The following is an 18,191-nucleotide window of genomic DNA, read 5'->3' as shown; positions in this document are numbered from 1 at the left end:
CAGAATCGTAGTGTATGAAAAAGAAGGCTTACTCTGACCTGGAACTTAGGTTGGAGTAAGCCTTCTTGATTGTACGCCCCCAATGGGTGAAAAGTAGGCTACTCAACGAACGAGTAACTTCCTATGCTTTTGCAGTAGTTAATTGTAATGTTAGTGCATTGTTAATTGTAGTTTTTTCCGATTTGATAGGCTTGTTCCAGCAAGCCTTCGATATGTTCTTTGGATTCTGAGATCGTTTCATAGAGAAATTCGACTCGGGATTCCTGCATTCTTGCATAACCTGCGATCCCATTATTCAGATAATTGGAAATCATGTTGTAATAGTCGTATTTATGGAATGAAGCCTCCGTTCCTCCAGCTAGTGCAATCCACAGAGCCTTTTTGGAGTTTGCCTTGTTCAGCAGCCCCATGTTCCATACCTTGTCCAGATAAGCTTTGAGCATGGAGGGAACATTGTACCACCAGATCGGGAAAACAAATACAATGGTATCAGCCGCAAGCACACGATCCAGCTCTTTGCGAATCACAGGGGCATGCTGTTTATCGGGATTTTGCCAGTCTCGTTCATCTTCTACGCCATATAGTGGATCAAATCCGTCATGATATAGATCGAGGATATCGATTTCATGGGAATTCTCCTGCATACCTTCTATAAAACGATTCATCACGGCAAATGTTAGGGAATCCTGTCTTGGGTGAGTAACGACCAGTTTAACTTTCATGTAGGAGTAACCATCCTTTTTTCTTTTTTTTGGTTAAACATTCTGACCAATGTTATTATAAGATTCATGACATCGTATTGAGAAGTACGCACCTGAGAGTGCTGTAGATACCTTGGGGTTCTTCGGTTACTTTTAATAACGGGTATACATATATGTGAATTATGGGGGAGTACAAGTGGAACAAGAAATGAAAAAATATGAGAGCGGTGTGCAGGCGATGCTGGAACTGGTCGGTGGAAAATGGAGGATTCTTATCCTGCATCAACTGATATCAGGTAAAAAACGAACCAGCGAACTTCGCAGAGCCATTCCTGGCATTACCCAGAAGGTCTTAACCCAGCAGCTTCGTGAACTGGAAAAGAATGAAATCATCCATCGAATCATCCATCCCCAGATTCCGCCCAAGGTAGAGTATGAGCTGACAGAGTACGGCTTGACACTACAGGACATCATTGATCGCATATGTCTGTGGGGAGAAAATCATTTGGACAGAGTATACGGAGATAAAAGCAGTGTGCTGGGAGATCATTTTAGTGACTATATTCCACTCTCAACTTCAACTTGAGCTGGCCGTGCAATTAAAAATAAAACAAAACCGTCCTTGAATTGAAAAGGAGGGTTTTTGTTGTTTTTTGTCCTTTATCAGCGAAACTGATAAATGCTATAAAATCATTGAAATTGACCCTCAACACCCGGTGTGTTAGGTTTTAGAGAGAAGAAATTAAATTAATGTGATGATTTTAGTCGGAATTAAAATCGAAGCAATGCGCGAGGTGGCAAACAGTGGAACTTCAAGTGACAAATAGCCCTTTTAATCAAGAACAAGTTGAACTGCTTAATCGTCTTATTCCTACATTGACCGATGGACAACGGGCTTGGTTGAGCGGATATATTGCAGCAATTCAGGCAAGCGCGACAATAGCGGCTCCAGCTAACCTGGTACAGGCTGCACCAACTACAGGTATTGCACCTGTCAGTGCTCCGCCAGTATCCCGGGAAGTTACCGTGCTCTTCGGTTCACAAACCGGGAATTCCAGTGGCCTATCGAAGAAGCTGGCCAAGAAACTTGAAGAGCAAGGTCTTCAGGTAACGTTGTCATCGATGGGAGATTTCAAACCGAACGGACTCAAGAAAATTGAAAATCTCCTCCTCATCGTCAGTACGCATGGCGAAGGCGAACCACCGGATAATGCGATTCCGCTGCATGAATTCCTGAACAGCAAACGGGCTCCGAAGCTTGAAGGACTTCGTTACTCGGTGTTGGCTCTGGGAGATACCTCCTATGAGTTCTTTTGTCAGACAGGTAAGGACTTCGATAGACGATTGCAGGAGTTGGGTGGTACAGCCCTTGTACCGCGTGTGGACTGTGATGTTGATTTTGATGAAGCAGCTGCGGAGTGGATGAATGAAGTTCTGGCATCCTTAAGCAGTACATCTGCTGCTGCGAGCAAGGTAACTACTGAGGCTGTTACAGCTGCCGTGAGCGGCGGGGAATCCGAATATGATCGCACGAATCCGTTCAAGGCTGAAGTATTGGAGAATCTCAATCTGAATGGCAGAGGATCGGACCGTGAAACACGCCACATTGAGTTGTCTTTGGAAGGCTCCAGCCTGGACTACGAGCCAGGTGACAGCCTTGGCGTATTCCCTGAGAATCATCCACGCCTAGTGGAGGAATTGATTGCAGCCATGGGATGGAATGCCGATGAACGCGTGACCGTGAATAAAAACGGGGATCAGGCATCTGTGCACGAAGCGTTGCTGCGTTATTTTGAAATTACAGCTGTGACGAAACCGGTCGTGGAACAACTTGCGAAACTGAATCCTGGGAGTGGCCTGACGGCGTTACTCGCAGATGATTCCGAATTCCGTACAGTCATGAATAGCTGTGATCTGCTGGATCTGGTTCATGATTATAATCTGAAAGGGATTCCTGCTGCAGAATTCGTCGCTGCTCTTCGCAAAATTCCGGCACGTCTGTACTCCATAGCGAGTAGTTCGAAGTCTTTCCCGGATGAAGTTCATCTTACCGTTCGCTCGGTACGTTATGAAGCGCGTGGCAGAGAACGTTACGGTGTGTGCTCGGTACATCTGGCTGAACGAATCGAAGCTGGCGACACCCTGCCTGTATATATACAGCATAACCCGAATTTCAAGCTGCCTGAGAACCCGGATACACCGATCATCATGGTTGGTCCAGGTACAGGTGTAGCGCCGTTCAGATCTTTCCTTGGTGAGCGTGAAGAAACAGGAGCAGAGGGCAAGACATGGCTGTTCTACGGAGATCAGCATTTCGCCACTGACTTCTTGTACCAGACGGAATGGCAACGTTGGCTCAAAGATGGTGTGCTCACGAAAATGGATGTAGCCTTCTCACGTGATACGGAACAGAAGGTGTATGTACAACATCGTATGTTGGAACACAGCAAAGAGTTGTACCAGTGGCTTCAGGAAGGTGCAAGCATATATATCTGTGGTGACGAGAAAAAAATGGCACATGATGTGCATGCTGCGCTCACCACGATTCTTGAACAAGAAGGCGGTTTATCGCCTGAGCAGGCATCGGAATATTTGACACGGTTACAGCAGGAGAAACGTTATCAGCGGGACGTCTATTAATTACCGGCCCAGCCGGACTGCACCATCCCGCAGAGACGAGAGGAGAAAGCAGCATGGTTTATAATAACTTACTTAACCCACAGCGCACGAATAGCGATGTGGAAGATATAAAGATCAAAAGTGATTACTTGCGCGGAAGTCTGACCGAAACGTTGGCTGATCGCATCACGGGTGCAATTCCAGAGGACGACAACCGTCTGATGAAACACCACGGCAGTTATATGCAGGACGATCGCGACCTGCGTAACGAGCGTCACAAATCCAAGCTGGAGCCTGCATACCAATTCATGTTGCGTGTGCGTGCTTCCGGTGGGATTGTAACCCCGGAGCAGTGGTTGATGATGGACAGAGTGGCACATAAATATGCGAATGAGACGATTCGTCTGACCACACGTCAGTCTTTCCAACTGCATGGCGTACTGAAGTGGGATCTTAAGAACACCATTCGCGAAGTGAACGATTCGTTGCTAAGCACACTGGCTGCATGTGGGGACGTAAACCGTAACGTGATGTGTAACCCGAATCCAAATCAATCTGATGTGCATGCTGAAGTGTATGAGTGGGCATGTCAGGTGAGTAATCATTTGGACCCTCGCACGCGGGCTTATCATGAGCTGTGGCTGGACGGAGAGAAAGTGATTGATTCCCAGGACTCCGACGAAGAAGTTGAACCAATCTATGGCAAAGTGTATTTGCCACGGAAGTTCAAGATTGGTATTGCTGTACCACCATCCAATGATGTGGATGTCTATTCACAGGATCTTGGCTTTATTGCTATTGTGGAGAACGGCAAGCTGCAAGGCTTCAACGTTTCCGTTGGCGGTGGCATGGGGATGTCTCATGGTGACGCCAAAACCTATCCTCAGGTGTCCAAAGTCATTGGTTTCTGTACTCCGGAGCAAATGATTGATGTCGCTGAGAAAACAGTTATGATCCAGCGTGATTATGGAGATCGTGCAGTTCGTAAACATGCTCGTTTCAAATATACGCTGGATGATCGTGGTGTGGAATGGTTTGTCGAAGAGCTGACCAGCCGTCTGGGATGGAAACTGGATGCGGCACGTCCGTATCATTTTGAGACGAACGGAGATCGATACGGTTGGGTAAAAGGTAATAATGGCAGATGGCATTACACGCTGTTCATTCAGAATGGTCGTGTAAAAGATGTAGACGGCTATCCGCTCATGACGGGTCTACGTGAAATTGCCAAAGTGCATACGGGTGATTTCCGTCTGACTGCGAACCAAAATCTAATCATCGGTAATGTTAGCAGCCAGAAGAAGAAAAAGATTGAAGCACTCATTCAACAGTACAACCTGACCGATGGTGCACATTACTCAGCGCTGCGCAGAAGTTCGATGGCTTGTGTTGCGCTTCCAACCTGCGGCCTTGCGATGGCTGAGTCCGAACGTTACTTGCCGTCTCTGATCGACAAACTGGAGCCTGTACTCGACGAAGCCGGGCTGAGAGACGAAGAGATTGTCATTCGTATGACGGGTTGCCCGAACGGATGTGCAAGACCGATGCTGGCGGAGATTTCATTTATCGGTAAAGCACCTGGGAAATACAATATGTATCTCGGTGGCAGCTTCACCGGACATCGCTTGAATAAGCTGTATAAAGAAAACATTGGCGAAACCGAGATTCTGGACACGTTAACTCCAATGGTGAACCAGTATGCCAAAGAGCGCAATGAAGGGGAACATTTCGGAGACTTTGTCATTCGTGCGGGTTATGTTCCTGAAGTGTTGGATGGTCGACAATTTCACGCTTAATGGACCGGGTAAGATGAACTGAAATTAGGACTGATTTAGGGCGGAAGCATTCCTTATGGGGTGCTTCTTGTTTGTTATATATGGAGTGAGTAGAGGTAATGTTAGTTGTTGCTGAGAGATTATGAGAGGATAAACTGAGGCTAATCTTCAAATGGAGATGGATAATCACCGCAGTTACTCCCAGTTTTTCGTAGGTATTAACTTGTTGAAGTACGCTCAACAAGATATAATGGCATAGTAGAAAGCAGATTACATGTTGAAAGTGAGCGGAAACGATATGGGTCGTAAGTGGAATAATATCAAGGAAAAAAAAGCTTCAAAAGATGCAAATACGAGCCGGGTCTACGCTAAATTCGGCGTTGAGATCTATGTAGCTGCCAAGAAGGGCGAACCGGACCCGGAAGCGAACCGTGCACTGAAAGTCGTGCTGGAACGTGCCAAAACGTATAATGTACCCAAAGCCATCATTGATCGTGCGATGGAAAAAGCAAAAGGCAGCGGGGATGAGAACTATGAAGAGTTGCGTTATGAAGGCTTCGGACCGAATGGTGCGATGGTCATCGTGGATGCACTTACCAACAACGTAAATCGTACAGCGCCGGAAGTACGCTCTGCGTTTAACAAAAACGCTGGAAACATGGGTGTCAGCGGTTCTGTTGCTTACATGTTTGATCCTACAGCGGTAATCGGTGTAGAAGGCAAGAATTCCGAGGAAGTACTTGAACTTCTGCTTGAAGCAGACGTAGATGTACGTGATATCGTGGATGAAGACGAAGCGGTGATCGTATATGCAGAACCGGATCAATTCCACGCTGTACAGGAAGCATTCAAAGCAGCCGGTATTACGGAGTTCACAGTAGCCGAGCTGACCATGCTTGCGCAAAATCATATTGAACTTCCAGAGGATGCACAAGCTCAGTTCGAGAAACTGATCGATGCGCTCGAAGACCTTGAAGATGTTCAGCAGGTCTACCATAACGTAGAGTTCGTTTAAGAGAACGAGGCGATACGTGGTTTGATTGTATAAAAAGAGTGTCTGACCAATCTACGGGATTGGAGGGACACTCTTTTTTTGTTCGTTTATGAGTCAGACTGAAGTGTTCCAGGGGACTGCTCTGATTTTTCCGATTTCCCCCCACCGAACTTGAACAATACAATTCCCCCAACAATGACAAGTACACCCAGCAGCTGATTCCACGAAAAAGGAATTTGCTCCAGACCGAGCCATCCCATGGAATCAAATAGTAGCGCAAAGCTCAGTTGGGATGTCAGTACGATCGAGATGGCATATGTGGGGCCAAGCAGCTTCATACCTTGCACGAGACAGAAGACCACACCAACACCAATGGCTCCACTGAGCCAGTACCAGAGTTGCATATGCTGAAAGCTGAATGTATTCTTGCCCTCCACGAGCAGAGAGATGAGGAACGAAGCAATGAATCCGGTGAAAAGCACCAACGTTGTTGTGGACCATGAGCCGGTGCGTTCATTGACTTTGCTATTAAAAATCGTTTGCAGACTGACAAGTGCACCTGCCAAGAGCGCAAGCGAAATCCCTGTAATTAACATGGTTGTCGAACTCCTTATTCATAAATGTTGTGACCTGCTATTTCACGTAGACCCGATCGATCTTTGATCATAATCAATCCTTGATGTCGTTCAATTAACCCGTCTGCACAGAGCTTCTGGATGACCCGGTTCAGGTGTCTGTAACTGGTACCGATCAGATTCGCAATGTCGGTCAGATTGAACGCGTCCAGATCTTCGTGAACGACACTACCAGCTTCTTCTGTCGAGATGGAGAGAAGGTAGCTGGCTAGCCGAACCTCAACGGGATACATCAGGTTGAAGTTGGAGAAGTTCGAGTCAATATAGAACTTGTGTGAGATGATTTTGAGCAAAAATTTAAGTAAAGGTGCATAATCGCCGGCAAGCTCAGCGAGCCATTGATAATGAATGCGAAGCATCACCACAGGTGACACGGCCTGAACTGTATTGACAATATCGCTTTCACGGACATATTCTATGTCACCGACGACTTCAAGCGGTGACTTGAAGCAAAGCACCAGCGTTTTATCCTGAGCGGAGGTGGTGAAAATCTTGATTTTACCCTCGACCAACACGTATAAATATTCGGAGGCTTCCCCTTCACGACAGATCAGTTCACACTTCTCGAAGTGGCATAACGTCATATGGGGACGCAGGGGCTCGTGAAATACCTTTTCGAGTTGATATTGCTTCAGATAATGTATTAATTGTTGCTCGTTATGGATCTCTTCCACGCTGTTGTTCACCCCCGACGATATGTTTCAATTCTTCTCCAAAAACTATAGTTTCATAATAATGACACCAGTCACCATTAAGGCAATGCCCAGAAATTGCGGCAGTTTCATCTTTTGTTTCACCACGCCGAACCATCCGTTGCTATCCACCAAAAAAGTCAGGAATAGCTGAGCAATGAGCAGGGCCGAGATCGTGAATGTAACCCCGATTTGCTGAATGGCCGTCACTTCACTGAAAATAATGACGGCGCCAAAAGCACCTCCAGCCAAGTACATGGGTTTTACTTGTTTGAGTCCTTGAAGGTTGGTGTCTCTAACAAACATTAGGATCAGCGCTGCTAATATGAATCCTGTCAGTTGTGTAATCGTAGCGGCCTGCCATGTGCCCATGTCGGTGCTAATCCGAGTATTGGCAACACCTTGGAGCGTGATACACGCGCCGCCCAGTAATGCAAAAATAATTCCTCTCATATGTACGCTCCTTATTCAATCACTTCGACTTCTATTATTAAATGATAAATTGACTCTGAACGCCAAGGACAAATGTCCTGAGCTTTGAAGTCACAGCATCTAGAGTACAATAAAGAACCCGGGAAATCCAGTTGGGGCATGAAGAGATGCGCGGTAATGCGCGGGAGCACTCATTTTTGGTGAGCATGATCTCTAATGAACCAGTGACACCTTATTGTATTGATTCGATTGAATTGAGAAATCTAGGGGACCTAAGCGACGTTAAATGGGTTATGTCGGTTAGAAATGGGCGGTAAAACAGGGGGGGATGAAGGAATAGGGTGTCTACGATTCGTTACTTTTGAGAATCGGCAAATCTTAGCTCAATAGAGTGTGTCAGGTTCGTTAGCTATCCAGGAAATGAAACGAGAGTCTGCCCAGCGTCCCCGGAGCATAGTAAGTATCCAAAGCACCAGGGTAGGACAGGCAATGAGATTAGATGCAATGTAATCAGCTAGAAAATCCACTCCGTACAAATCAATGATCCTATTAGATCACAGTGTACACAGGCTTCTCGCCTACAAAACGAACAGACAATTCGGGAAACCGTTCTGCCAACCTGTCTGCCAATAGATTCATTCCCGGAGCCTCGCTCTCAGCATGCCCCAACATGATCAGTGCCTTGGACTTGCCTTGTTGTACGGCATCACGGATATATTCCGGTGTCTCCCACTCGAATCCTTCCCCAGCAATGATGAGGTCCAATTGCTCATTCTGAATCAAGGGAATCGTCACATGTCCATTACCACGAAAACCTACCAATACCGCTGCGCGTCTACAGACTATTTCCGGATTGCCTGCAACGCGGACATAATCGATCCCTAGGCAACGTTTCACATGGTGAGCAATAGCTTGGGCAGTGCTTCCTTCCGGAAAAGAAAGGATGTCTGCTTCCGGTATTCGTTGCTCCACATAAGAGGACCATCCCAAGGCCTGAATCAGTCCTTCGGTAATGCCATCCGGTTGGAAGCGGTGGATGATATCATGACATCGATAGATGGAGATGCCTGCTTCGTCGATCAACTTCCTTTTGTCCGTATAAACCAAATCAGTTGCAAGCCAATCCGTATGACTGTGATGATTATAAAATGGAGATTCATGCGCAATGATTAAGTTAGCACCTTGCTGTATGGCTTGTTCAATCACATATTGTGTGGGCATAAAAGCGATGACAATACCTGTGACCTTACAATCAAGTGAGCCGGTAATGAGCTGATCCACCGTGTTTTCCGGCAATTCAATGTTATCTGTGAGATGAAGTACAACGTCTTGAACAGTAAGATCCATAGATTGCATTCCTCCAATGACAAGATATAAAAATAGTGTAACATGTTCACAACTGAAATCTACTGCCATCCAGATTATGGGGTCACTTTTATGGTTTTCGGTTAATACTAAACATACAGATTACAGCGAGTTAAGATAACAACGGAGAAAAGTGTTAACTTGGTACTGATCTTGGATTCGTATAGTTTTCTCAAACAAGAATAAGTATACTTACATAGAGTCTTTATTGCATGAAATGAGCTGTTTGCAACGAACACAGTTTTTATTTCAATATATACTGAGATTCAGTTGAGGATAAGCACTCATTGGCAACAACAGAACAGATTGTGAAAGGGGATTACTACGATGACAGCAACAACTATTATGGAACGTCTGAAGAGCGAGACAGCTCATTACCACAGACAAGTAGAACAGAACCCTTATGCAAAAGCCATTATGAATCAAACTGTGACTATAGAAGAATATAGAACATATCTAGAAAAGTTTTATGGATTCCTCAAACCGCTGGAAGACCAGGCTGTACAGCAGCCTTTCTGGGGAAGTACGGGATTGGATATCGAGATTAGAGGCAAGGCTGGACTGCTGGAGAAAGATCTGCACAATCTTGGTGCAAGTGAAGAGGAAGTTAGCCAACTTCCGCGCTGTAAAGAACTGCCGGATATTTCGACACCTGCCCGTTTGTTTGGATACCTGTATGTCATTGAGGGGTCCACGAACGGTGGACAGATCATGACCAAACGTTTGTCGCAGTTCCTGCCTATTGAAGCTGATCGTGGATTGGAATATTTCAACGCCTATGGCTCAGAGACAAGAACAAGATGGAGCGAGTTTACAGGTTTGCTGCAGCAGTCCATCAGCACGCCAGAAGATCATGACAACATGGTACACAGTGCATCAGAGACATTCCGATTACTGGACCAGTGGATTAATACGGACAAGTAACATCCCTTTTCATCAACCCAAACGCCTGCAGGGCGAACTTTTTTTCATTATTTTAAAAGGTATCTATATAAGTTGAAATCATACATCTCAACTTATATAACATCATGAGAGGGGATTTTCCTGGCTATGGCCGAACCGAAGACCAAGAAAGAACAAAATTTGTTGAACCGCACATTGCTTCATCAGGGAACATACACAAATGATCCGATAGATCTGAATAACTGTGATAAAGAACCGATTCATATCCCCGGCTTTATTCAACCTCATGGTGTTCTTTTGGCCATCAATACCAGTATTATGCCAACCATTGTTCAGTGTAGCCAAAATACGGAGGACCATCTGGGCATTGCCTGTGAAGATATTCTGGGCATGCCTTTGGAGAACCTGATTGGCCAGAAAGAAGTAAGCAAACTGTTGGGTAGCAGCTTCAATGCGGATGTCACCTCTGACCTGCATTACATGGATCTAACCATTAAGGTATCCGGTGAGGAACGGGTATTCTCTTCTGTTCTTCATGAGAGTGAAGGTCTGCTCATTCTGGAGATTGAGCCTTTTTATGAAAAAGAGGACATGGAGACTACCGACTTTGAGTGGATATCCCGTTTCTTTGGCCGGATGAAAAGTACAGACAGTCGCGTGGAGGCAAGTCAGATTGCAGCTGAACAGGTCAAGGAAATGCTCGGTTACGACCGGGTAATGATCTATGAATTTGACGAGCAATGGAATGGTAAAGTTATTGCTGAAGCGCGTGAACAAGAACTCGAACCATTCCTGGGACATCACTATCCGGCATCGGATATACCCAAACAGGCTCGAGAGTTGTATCTTCGCAATTGGCTGCGGACTATTGTAAATGTAAATTATAAACCCGTCGAGATTGTGCCTACGCTACAACCGCTCACTGGCAAGCCGCTGAATTTGAGTCTTTCGGTCCTGCGCAGTGTATCTCCACTTCACATCGAATATCTGCATAATATGGGTGTAGGTGCGACCGTAACGATCTCGCTCATTCATAACAATGAGCTGTGGGGACTCATCACATGCCATCATTATTCGGCCAGATATGTACCCCATCGCGTACGGAATCTGTGCAATTTCCTGGGGGCGTTCTTCTCGAATGAATTGTTCCAGCGTCAGCAACTCGATGATTATCAATCAGAGATTCAATCACGTGAAGCCGCTTCACGAATTGCCAACATTTTTATCGGTAACACAAGTCCTGCCCGAGTGCTTGAGGAATTGCAGGGAGAAGAAGAGACGGTGTTAAACCTGATGGGTGCTGCCGGAGCAGCAATCTGTTACCAGGACAAGTTGTTGTTGTATGGTGAAACGCCAACCAGCGGCCAGATTCGGGAACTGGCAGGTTGGCTTGCAGGAAAGTCTGAGGATTACAGTTACTATACTTCGAAACTGAGTTCAGAGTATGAAACAGCCAAAGCTTATCCGGATAAGGCTTCCGGGGTTATTTATGTTGCCATTTCGCCTGGACAGCATAACTACATGATCTGGTTCCGACCTGAGGTCGTCCAGGTTGTCAATTGGGCGGGTGACCCTGCCAAAGCGGTGCTCAAGACGGATGACGGCATGCGGTTGTCTCCTCGTAAATCATTCGAGAAATGGCGTGAGGTTGTAAAGTCAACTTCATATCCATGGGCTACGAAAGAGCTGAGCGTGTTACCTTTACTCAAAACCATTGTACGTCGGCAGACAGAGAACCAGTTGGTTCAGGCCGAAGAACAGGCGCTGCAGAATGCTCGTATTTTGCGACAAAATGAACAGCGTTATTTGCAGTTAATGGAATACTCGCCCGTGGCATTCTTTACTTTGACTGACGGTCAGATTATCTACTGTAATATGAAGGCTGCCGAGTTGCTCGGGTTCGGGAGTTCCAAAAACCTGATGGGCAAGGACTTCGGGGCGTTTGTACCTGAGCAAACGAGAGTGACGTTACAACAGAATTTTGAGGAATTAAAGCACAATAACACAAGTTTGATTACCAGCCAGTCGTATTTCACTACAGCAGCAGGTACCTCATTGTTGCTTGAAATTACACTTGCTTCTGTTACGCACGCGGGTAAGCCTTCCGTAATGGTACTTCTGCACAGTGGAGCGTCCCATCATGAACAGGACAATTACACTGAAACGACTAGCCAGCTGCAAAATTACTTGAACACAGATCCGTTAACAGATATGCCAATTCAAACGGTATTCAAGTCTCAGCTTCAGGATGACTGGGATGATTGTTTGGAGGAGAAATGCAGTCTGGGGTTGCTCATTATAGATATCGATGATTTCCGTTCATATAACGCGGCATACGGACTTCAGGGAGGAGATCTGTGTCTGCAATGGATCGGTGAGGTACTTACTGTGGTCAGTGAGCAGCACAATGCACTAATTTCCCGTCTTCGCGGAGGTACATTCATGTTGAAAATGAAGAGCACAACTTCTGAAGATTCAGCACAGCTTGCGGAAGAGATTAGACAACATGTTCTGGCTCTGCAGATCCAGCGAGAATCATCGGGTCCGAGTGGAATCGTCACGGTTAGTGTCGGGGGTGCAGTACTGGTACCTGATGAGCAGTCAAGTGTATCCGAACTGATTGAAAAAGCTACTCAAGCGCTGGCCCAAGCGAAGAGTGAAGGGAAGAATCGAGCGATCGTTGTCTGATTTTAGGGTAGGTACCCTTACAGCTGAAAGGAATACACCTGTATGATCAATATCATATGAATATGAACCAAAAGAGAGCAGAACTGCTCTCTTTTTTGGTTTTAATAATGTGTTAATTTCATCACCGCAGACACAGCACTAGTGTTATAATGATCCCTATGGATACACGTGTTCGTATTCTGCCTTGGAGGAGGGTGAGCTAACGTTCTATGAAAGACGAATCTAGACAATTGGAATTCATGGAGATAGATTTGAGCGAAGAACCCGTAACAGCATCGGTTCCGGTTCCTGATCGTTCAACCATAGTGCAGTCTGCACATGATACGATGCAGCATCGTGGAGTCATATTGTCCTCGGAGAAACGTTTTGTAGAGGAAGCAAAACATTGGTCAGAGATGGAAGGAGATGTGTCTCCCTGGGTTCCATTTATGAGCTACTGGCCAACGTATGGTGTAATGAATGAAGCCCAACGCAAGTGGTATTTGTATTGGAGGAAGGAAGTTCGTCAGGGGAGGTACCCGGATACTGATCTTTCCTATCTATTTGTTCATATATATGAGTTGATTAACGGCATTGGCTGGCAGAATGCTCAGGATGGTTATGATCAATTAAAGCAGCTATGGGTGAACTACCGTGAACGGCTTCCTCAATTAAATATATATATGCAAGAGTGGATGGTCGATTATGTGCTCGTCCATCAACTGGACATGTTTTTATCCGAGGTCATGGGCCTTTCGGGCGGATATCTGCCAGCAGAGATGTTGGATAGGGAGCTGCAACGTATTATGCAGGATAAGGTATCGGATATTTCGCTGAATATGCTGCAAAGATACTATGATTACGATATTACACTCAGTAAGTTCTATAGAGATGGCGGTAAAGAAGTGATGGAGCAGTATATTCCACGGGTCACGGCCTTGGTTCATTCGTACCTGGAACGTACGCGAGAAGTTGGACTGTTGCCAGTGTTTCAACCCAATGATGAACGCACGGTGGAGCGCATACTGTTTCGCAAAGCGGTCTATGATGATTCGATCTATGGAAGATCGGTATCATTCAGATATATGCCCATTGGTGAACAGGCTGAATTTGTACAGATGGTTACGCGGATCTATCGATGTACTGAAAATAAACTTCGTGAACTGCTCGGATTCAGAGGCCGATTGCGTGGACAAACATTAGAGCCTGAACTTGCGAATCTGATTGAACGTTACCTGGACAAAGCATATGCGATTGATCAGGCCGAGACGGTGGAACAACCGGTGATTCGTATTGATACGGAGAAACTGGCATCGTTACAGCAGGAAAGTGAGTACGTGCGATTGGCGCTTACAATTGAGAATGATCACCCTTCTGAAGTGAAGGATGACGAGGTTAACAACGCAGATATTACAAGCAATCGAGTAGATGCACTGGAAACAAGGAATGAGATCACTTCAACTGAAGGTCCCATGGGGCCAGCTCCATCTGCAGTAGAGATTGCAACAGGAGCGCAAGTAGAATCTATTAGGTTGCAGTGGGGCGAGTCTGCTGAGGCTGATCTGGATGAAGAATGGCTGATCTTTGCCAAGGAACTCTCCCCTCAGCAGGTGCAGACGATTCATGTTCTACTTGGCGCAAGTCCAGATACGGAGCTGATGCGTCTGGCTGAGCAATATGGAACGATGCCTACTCTTTTGCTGGATGAAATTAATGATGTAGCTATGGAAACGATCGGTGATCTTCTGATTGATGGTGATCGGATTGTTCCTGATTATATAGATGTGTTCGAACATGTGAAGAGGTGATACGCAGTGACAGAACTTAAAATACCGAAGCGGCTGACCACCGCACTTGTAAATTCATTAACGGCGGGTGTTGTCCCGCGTATAGGACTGGAACAGATTGCAGTTGGCCGGAAATCGGAAGTGGAAGCCATTTTGCGAGATATGGACAATATTGCGGAGGGTGGCGCAGCGTTCAAACTCATTACCGGCCGTTACGGTAGCGGTAAAAGCTTTCTTTTGCAGATGATTCGTAATTATGCGATGGATCGCGAATTTGTTGTGGCAGATGCCGATCTGTCACCAGAGCGACGATTGGTGGGTACCAAAGGTCAGGGACTTGCCACATACCGCGAACTGATGACTCGTCTGTCTACACGCACACGCCCGGATGGGGGAGCATTGGAGCCGATTTTGCAAAAATGGATCGCCGGGTTGCAACAATCCACGATGCAAAGTCAGAACCTGCGCCCGGATGATCCGGCTCTGCCGCTGGAAGTAGAGAAGCAGATCTATGCGGTGACGGGAGAGATGCAGAATCTGGTTCACGGCTTTGATTTTGCCAAGGTACTGGCTTCCTATTGGAATGGGTACAAGCTCGCTGATGATGATCGCAAACAGGCGGCACTTCGCTGGCTTCGAGGAGAATTTGCAACCAAAACGGAAGCAAAAAAAGAACTGGCTGTTGGTGTAATCATTGACGATGACAACTGGTATGACTACTTCAAATTATGGTCTGAATTCACAGCGCGCATTGGTTACAAAGGATTACTGTTGTTCATTGATGAAGCGGTGAATCTGTACAAAATTACAAACAGCGTCTCACGTCAAAGCAACTATGAGAAATTGCTGACGATGTTTAATGATACGATGCAGGGCAAGGCAGAGCACCTAGGCATATTTGTGGGCGGTACGCCGCAATTTGTGGAGGATGAACGGCGTGGACTATACAGCTATGAAGCGCTTCGCTCCAGGCTTATTGATGGTCGTTATGCAGCCAAAGCGTATGCAAATTATACGGGCCCGATCCTGAAGCTGGCGATGTTATCGCATGAAGAGATTCTGATTCTGCTCCAGAAGCTGCGACAGATTCATGCCCTGCATTTTGGATACAGTGCAAGTCTGACGGATGAACAATTGGTTGATTTTATGCAAACGGCGGTGAATCGACTGGGGGCGGAGGAATTGCTGACCACGCGTGAAGTGGTAAGGGACTTTATGGATGTACTGCATACGCTCCACCAGAATCCCGAAGTGACATATACTCAATTACTTGGCGAGCGGGCTGTCAAACCTCAGGAAACGGATAAAGGGCCAGATGCTTCCGCAAATACGGATGATCTGGACGATTTCCTGGCGGAGTTTGAATTATGAGTGAGAATCCGTTCTATCGATTGGCACCATTCGTTCAGGAATTTATATATAAAAAAAGATGGGAATCGCTTCGGCCTGCTCAGATTGAGGCCTGCAATATCTGTTTTCATACTCCGCATCATATGCTGATTGCGGCAGGCACAGCCTCCGGCAAAACGGAGGCGGCTTTTTTTCCTGCATTGACCGAGCTGTATGAACGGCCTTCAAAATCGGTTGGCATTTTGTACATTGGACCGCTGAAAGCCCTGATTAACGACCAATTCGAACGTCTTAAGGATCTGTTATCCGAAGGAAATATTCCGGTTTGGCATTGGCACGGGGATGTGCCTCAGGCGGAGAAAACAAAACTGATGAAAAATCCGTCCGGTGTGCTCCAGATAACGCCAGAATCGCTGGAAGGTCTGCTCATGAATCGACCAAATGCAATCCCGGCGCTGTTTCATGACTTGCGATATGTCATCATCGATGAGGTGCATGCTTTCATGGGAGCGGATCGGGGCATTCAAGTACTCAGCGAACTTGCCAGAATCGAGCGTATGGCTGGCTGTGCACCGCGAAGAGTGGGCTTGTCCGCTACACTTAGTGACTATGATGCGGCTACATCTTGGCTTGCTGCCGGAACGCAGCAGGGGGTGGATGTAGTCTCTTCCCCGGGCGGTCGCAAGCTGCGACTGCGGGTGGAACATTTCTCTTTTCCAGATGCGCAGGACGAGGAGCAGGCGGAGCAGCTTCATAACGCACGCAAAGCCTACTACGACTTCATTTATGAAAGCACACATCGTAAAAAAGCGTTGATCTTCACCAACAGCCGTACCGATGCAGAAGTCACCATTCTTGAGATGCGGCGGGTCGCGGCTCGCAGGGAGGAACGTGATGTGTTCCATGTTCATCATGGAAGTATCTCCGCCATGCTGAGGGAAGAGACGGAAGCTGCCCTACGCACTGGATCAGGGCCCGCGGTTGCTGCGGCAACGGTCACGCTTGAACTGGGCATCGATCTGGGCGAACTGGAACGTGTGGTTCAGCTTGGTGCACCGTATAGTGCGTCCAGCTTTGTACAGCGTCTGGGACGTTCAGGAAGACGAGAGGACATGGCATCAGAGATGCTTTTTGTATGTCCGGAGGAAGAGGATGAGGAAGCGCAATTGCCAGCACGTATGCCGTGGACGTTGATGCGTGCGATTGCTGTTATCGAACTATATGTAAAAACCAAGTGGGTCGAGCCGCTTGAAGCCCGCAAAATGCCCATAGGTGTACTTTATCATCAGACGATGAGCATGTTGAAAAGTATGGGGGAGGCGGAGCCGAGAGATCTTGCAGAAGCCATCCTTTCGCTGGCTCCCTTTGCGTTGATAAGACCTGATCAATATCAGGTTTTCCTGAATTACCTCATTGAGACGGATCACCTGCAATGGACAGAGGATCGAACATTGATTATCGGTCTGACAGGTGAAAAAATCGTGAACAATTATCGCTTCTACGCCGTGTTTAAAGACGATGAGGAACATAAAGTATTAAACGGCTCAGAAGAGATTGGTTCGATTACAACCGTGCCCCCACCTGGCTATTGCTTCTCGCTCGCAGGCAAACTGTGGAAGGTGGAAGAGGTCGATCACAAGCACAAGGCTGTGTATGTGAAGTCTGCAAAAGGTAAGGTAGATACGTTATGGCTTGGAGCGGGAGGAGATATTCATACGTCGGTGGTACAGAAAATGCGTGAAGTGTTGTCCGACTCAGTGATCTATCCTTACCTGTCACCACAAGCCGTCAATCGACTTGAACGGGCGCGCCGCTTAGCTCGTGAAAGTGGACTGTTGAAGCAGGTTGTCATTCCGGCAGGGGGAGATTCGATGTATGTTCTTCCTTGGGTGGGAAGTAAATCATTCCGTACATTGGAGCGCCTGATGAAGCATAATCTGTCCAAGAAACTTGCCTTGCGGTCCGTTGTGCCGATGGAGCCATATTATTTTGTGGTGTCCGGCAAGGTCGATGAACGAACATTATTAGCCGAGATCATGAGTGAGTGTCGGACGGCTGAAGACGCATCTGCGTTACTGGCTGAAGATGAAGCTCCTTATCTGGGCAAGTATGATGAATTTGTCGCGCCGCCTTTGATCCGTGAGGCTTTTGCCGTGGATGGGCTGGATCTGGATGGATTGAAGACAGGTTTACAGCAAACATTGGAGTGGGACTCCTCAGGCTCTAATCGAACCTGACGTTTTTTTATGCGGAATAGGGTTGACACCATCT

At 46.7% G+C, this 18,191-nt stretch carries 14 protein-coding genes; 9 read left to right on the top strand and 5 right to left on the bottom strand.

What is annotated here, in order from left to right:
- Window positions 1-161: 161 nt before the first annotated feature.
- The gene (locus IFU39_RS07205; protein ID WP_105598523.1) at window positions 162-722 is read right to left on the bottom strand and encodes an NAD(P)H oxidoreductase; all 561 of its coding nucleotides are present in this window, start codon (window positions 720-722) and stop codon (window positions 162-164) included.
- Between the two features lie 187 nt (window positions 723-909).
- Between IFU39_RS07205 and IFU39_RS07200 the strand changes: the two genes are divergently transcribed.
- From IFU39_RS07200 to IFU39_RS07185, 4 genes are all read left to right on the top strand, one after another.
- Window positions 910-1,287, top strand: a complete 378-nt coding sequence (locus tag IFU39_RS07200) for a winged helix-turn-helix transcriptional regulator (RefSeq protein WP_105599126.1) — start codon at window positions 910-912, stop codon at window positions 1,285-1,287.
- A gap of 218 nt (window positions 1,288-1,505) precedes the next feature.
- Entirely contained in the window at window positions 1,506-3,341 is a 1,836-nt protein-coding gene (locus IFU39_RS07195) for an assimilatory sulfite reductase (NADPH) flavoprotein subunit (RefSeq protein ID WP_192131875.1), read from the top strand.
- 53 nt (window positions 3,342-3,394) lie between these two features.
- The gene (cysI, locus tag IFU39_RS07190) at window positions 3,395-5,116 is read left to right on the top strand and encodes an assimilatory sulfite reductase (NADPH) hemoprotein subunit (RefSeq protein WP_105598525.1); all 1,722 of its coding nucleotides are present in this window, start codon (window positions 3,395-3,397) and stop codon (window positions 5,114-5,116) included.
- Window positions 5,117-5,393: 277 nt separating this feature from the next.
- The gene (locus IFU39_RS07185; RefSeq protein WP_091017712.1) at window positions 5,394-6,110 is read left to right on the top strand and encodes a YebC/PmpR family DNA-binding transcriptional regulator; all 717 of its coding nucleotides are present in this window, start codon (window positions 5,394-5,396) and stop codon (window positions 6,108-6,110) included.
- 86 nt (window positions 6,111-6,196) lie between these two features.
- On the opposite strand, the gene IFU39_RS07180 is transcribed toward IFU39_RS07185, so the two are convergent.
- From IFU39_RS07180 to IFU39_RS07165, 4 genes are all read right to left on the bottom strand, one after another.
- A complete protein-coding gene (locus tag IFU39_RS07180; RefSeq protein ID WP_105598526.1) occupies window positions 6,197-6,685 on the bottom strand; it encodes a DMT family transporter in 489 nt (162 codons plus the stop codon).
- A gap of 14 nt (window positions 6,686-6,699) precedes the next feature.
- Window positions 6,700-7,398: a Crp/Fnr family transcriptional regulator gene (locus IFU39_RS07175; protein ID WP_105598527.1), complete on the bottom strand. Its 699-nt coding sequence runs from the start codon at window positions 7,396-7,398 to the stop codon at window positions 6,700-6,702.
- 45 nt (window positions 7,399-7,443) lie between these two features.
- Window positions 7,444-7,869 carry a DMT family transporter gene (locus IFU39_RS07170; RefSeq protein ID WP_036608521.1) on the bottom strand — a complete coding sequence of 142 codons (426 nt, stop codon included), beginning with the start codon at window positions 7,867-7,869 and terminating at the stop codon, window positions 7,444-7,446.
- A gap of 528 nt (window positions 7,870-8,397) precedes the next feature.
- Window positions 8,398-9,195 (bottom strand): Nif3-like dinuclear metal center hexameric protein, encoded by a 798-nt coding sequence (locus tag IFU39_RS07165; RefSeq protein ID WP_091016740.1) that lies wholly within the window; start codon window positions 9,193-9,195, stop codon window positions 8,398-8,400.
- A gap of 345 nt (window positions 9,196-9,540) precedes the next feature.
- Here IFU39_RS07165 and IFU39_RS07160 point away from each other — a divergent pair, with 345 nt between their 5' ends.
- The 5 genes from IFU39_RS07160 to IFU39_RS07140 all read left to right on the top strand — a co-directional run bounded on the left by IFU39_RS07160 (window position 9,541) and on the right by IFU39_RS07140 (window position 18,157).
- Window positions 9,541-10,137, top strand: a complete 597-nt coding sequence (locus tag IFU39_RS07160) for a biliverdin-producing heme oxygenase (RefSeq protein WP_192131873.1) — start codon at window positions 9,541-9,543, stop codon at window positions 10,135-10,137.
- 126 nt (window positions 10,138-10,263) lie between these two features.
- Window positions 10,264-12,804 (top strand): diguanylate cyclase domain-containing protein, encoded by a 2,541-nt coding sequence (locus IFU39_RS07155; protein WP_192131870.1) that lies wholly within the window; start codon window positions 10,264-10,266, stop codon window positions 12,802-12,804.
- 209 nt (window positions 12,805-13,013) lie between these two features.
- Window positions 13,014-14,591: a TerB N-terminal domain-containing protein gene (locus tag IFU39_RS07150; protein WP_192131868.1), complete on the top strand. Its 1,578-nt coding sequence runs from the start codon at window positions 13,014-13,016 to the stop codon at window positions 14,589-14,591.
- Between the two features lie 6 nt (window positions 14,592-14,597).
- Entirely contained in the window at window positions 14,598-15,941 is a 1,344-nt protein-coding gene (locus IFU39_RS07145; protein WP_192131866.1) for a BREX system ATP-binding domain-containing protein, read from the top strand.
- Window positions 15,938-18,157, top strand: a complete 2,220-nt coding sequence (locus IFU39_RS07140; RefSeq protein WP_192131864.1) for a DEAD/DEAH box helicase — start codon at window positions 15,938-15,940, stop codon at window positions 18,155-18,157. Before IFU39_RS07145 ends, IFU39_RS07140 begins: the two co-directional genes overlap by 4 nt.
- Window positions 18,158-18,191: the final 34 nt, after the last annotated feature.

The sequence above is a fragment of the Paenibacillus sp. CFBP 13594 genome (assembly GCF_014842675.1).
Taxonomy (GTDB): Bacteria; Bacillota; Bacilli; order Paenibacillales; family Paenibacillaceae; genus Paenibacillus; species Paenibacillus amylolyticus_B.
The sequence above is the reverse complement of the archived record's forward strand: the minus strand, read 5'-3'. Positions and strand labels throughout refer to the sequence as shown.

What these genes read in the sequence shown, in the direction of transcription:
- IFU39_RS07205 (WP_105598523.1), bottom strand. Translation starts at nt 722, where the DNA reads ATGAAAGTTAAACTGGTCGTTACTCACCCAAGACAGGATTCCCTAACA.
- IFU39_RS07200 (WP_105599126.1), top strand. Translation starts at nt 910, where the DNA reads ATGAAAAAATATGAGAGCGGTGTGCAGGCGATGCTGGAACTGGTCGGT.
- cysI (WP_105598525.1), top strand. Translation starts at nt 3,395, where the DNA reads ATGGTTTATAATAACTTACTTAACCCACAGCGCACGAATAGCGATGTG.
- IFU39_RS07185 (WP_091017712.1), top strand. Translation starts at nt 5,394, where the DNA reads ATGGGTCGTAAGTGGAATAATATCAAGGAAAAAAAAGCTTCAAAAGAT.
- IFU39_RS07180 (WP_105598526.1), bottom strand. Translation starts at nt 6,685, where the DNA reads ATGTTAATTACAGGGATTTCGCTTGCGCTCTTGGCAGGTGCACTTGTC.
- IFU39_RS07170 (WP_036608521.1), bottom strand. Translation starts at nt 7,869, where the DNA reads ATGAGAGGAATTATTTTTGCATTACTGGGCGGCGCGTGTATCACGCTC.
- IFU39_RS07165 (WP_091016740.1), bottom strand. Translation starts at nt 9,195, where the DNA reads ATGGATCTTACTGTTCAAGACGTTGTACTTCATCTCACAGATAACATT.
- IFU39_RS07160 (WP_192131873.1), top strand. Translation starts at nt 9,541, where the DNA reads ATGACAGCAACAACTATTATGGAACGTCTGAAGAGCGAGACAGCTCAT.
- IFU39_RS07155 (WP_192131870.1), top strand. Translation starts at nt 10,264, where the DNA reads ATGGCCGAACCGAAGACCAAGAAAGAACAAAATTTGTTGAACCGCACA.
- IFU39_RS07150 (WP_192131868.1), top strand. Translation starts at nt 13,014, where the DNA reads ATGAAAGACGAATCTAGACAATTGGAATTCATGGAGATAGATTTGAGC.
- IFU39_RS07140 (WP_192131864.1), top strand. Translation starts at nt 15,938, where the DNA reads ATGAGTGAGAATCCGTTCTATCGATTGGCACCATTCGTTCAGGAATTT.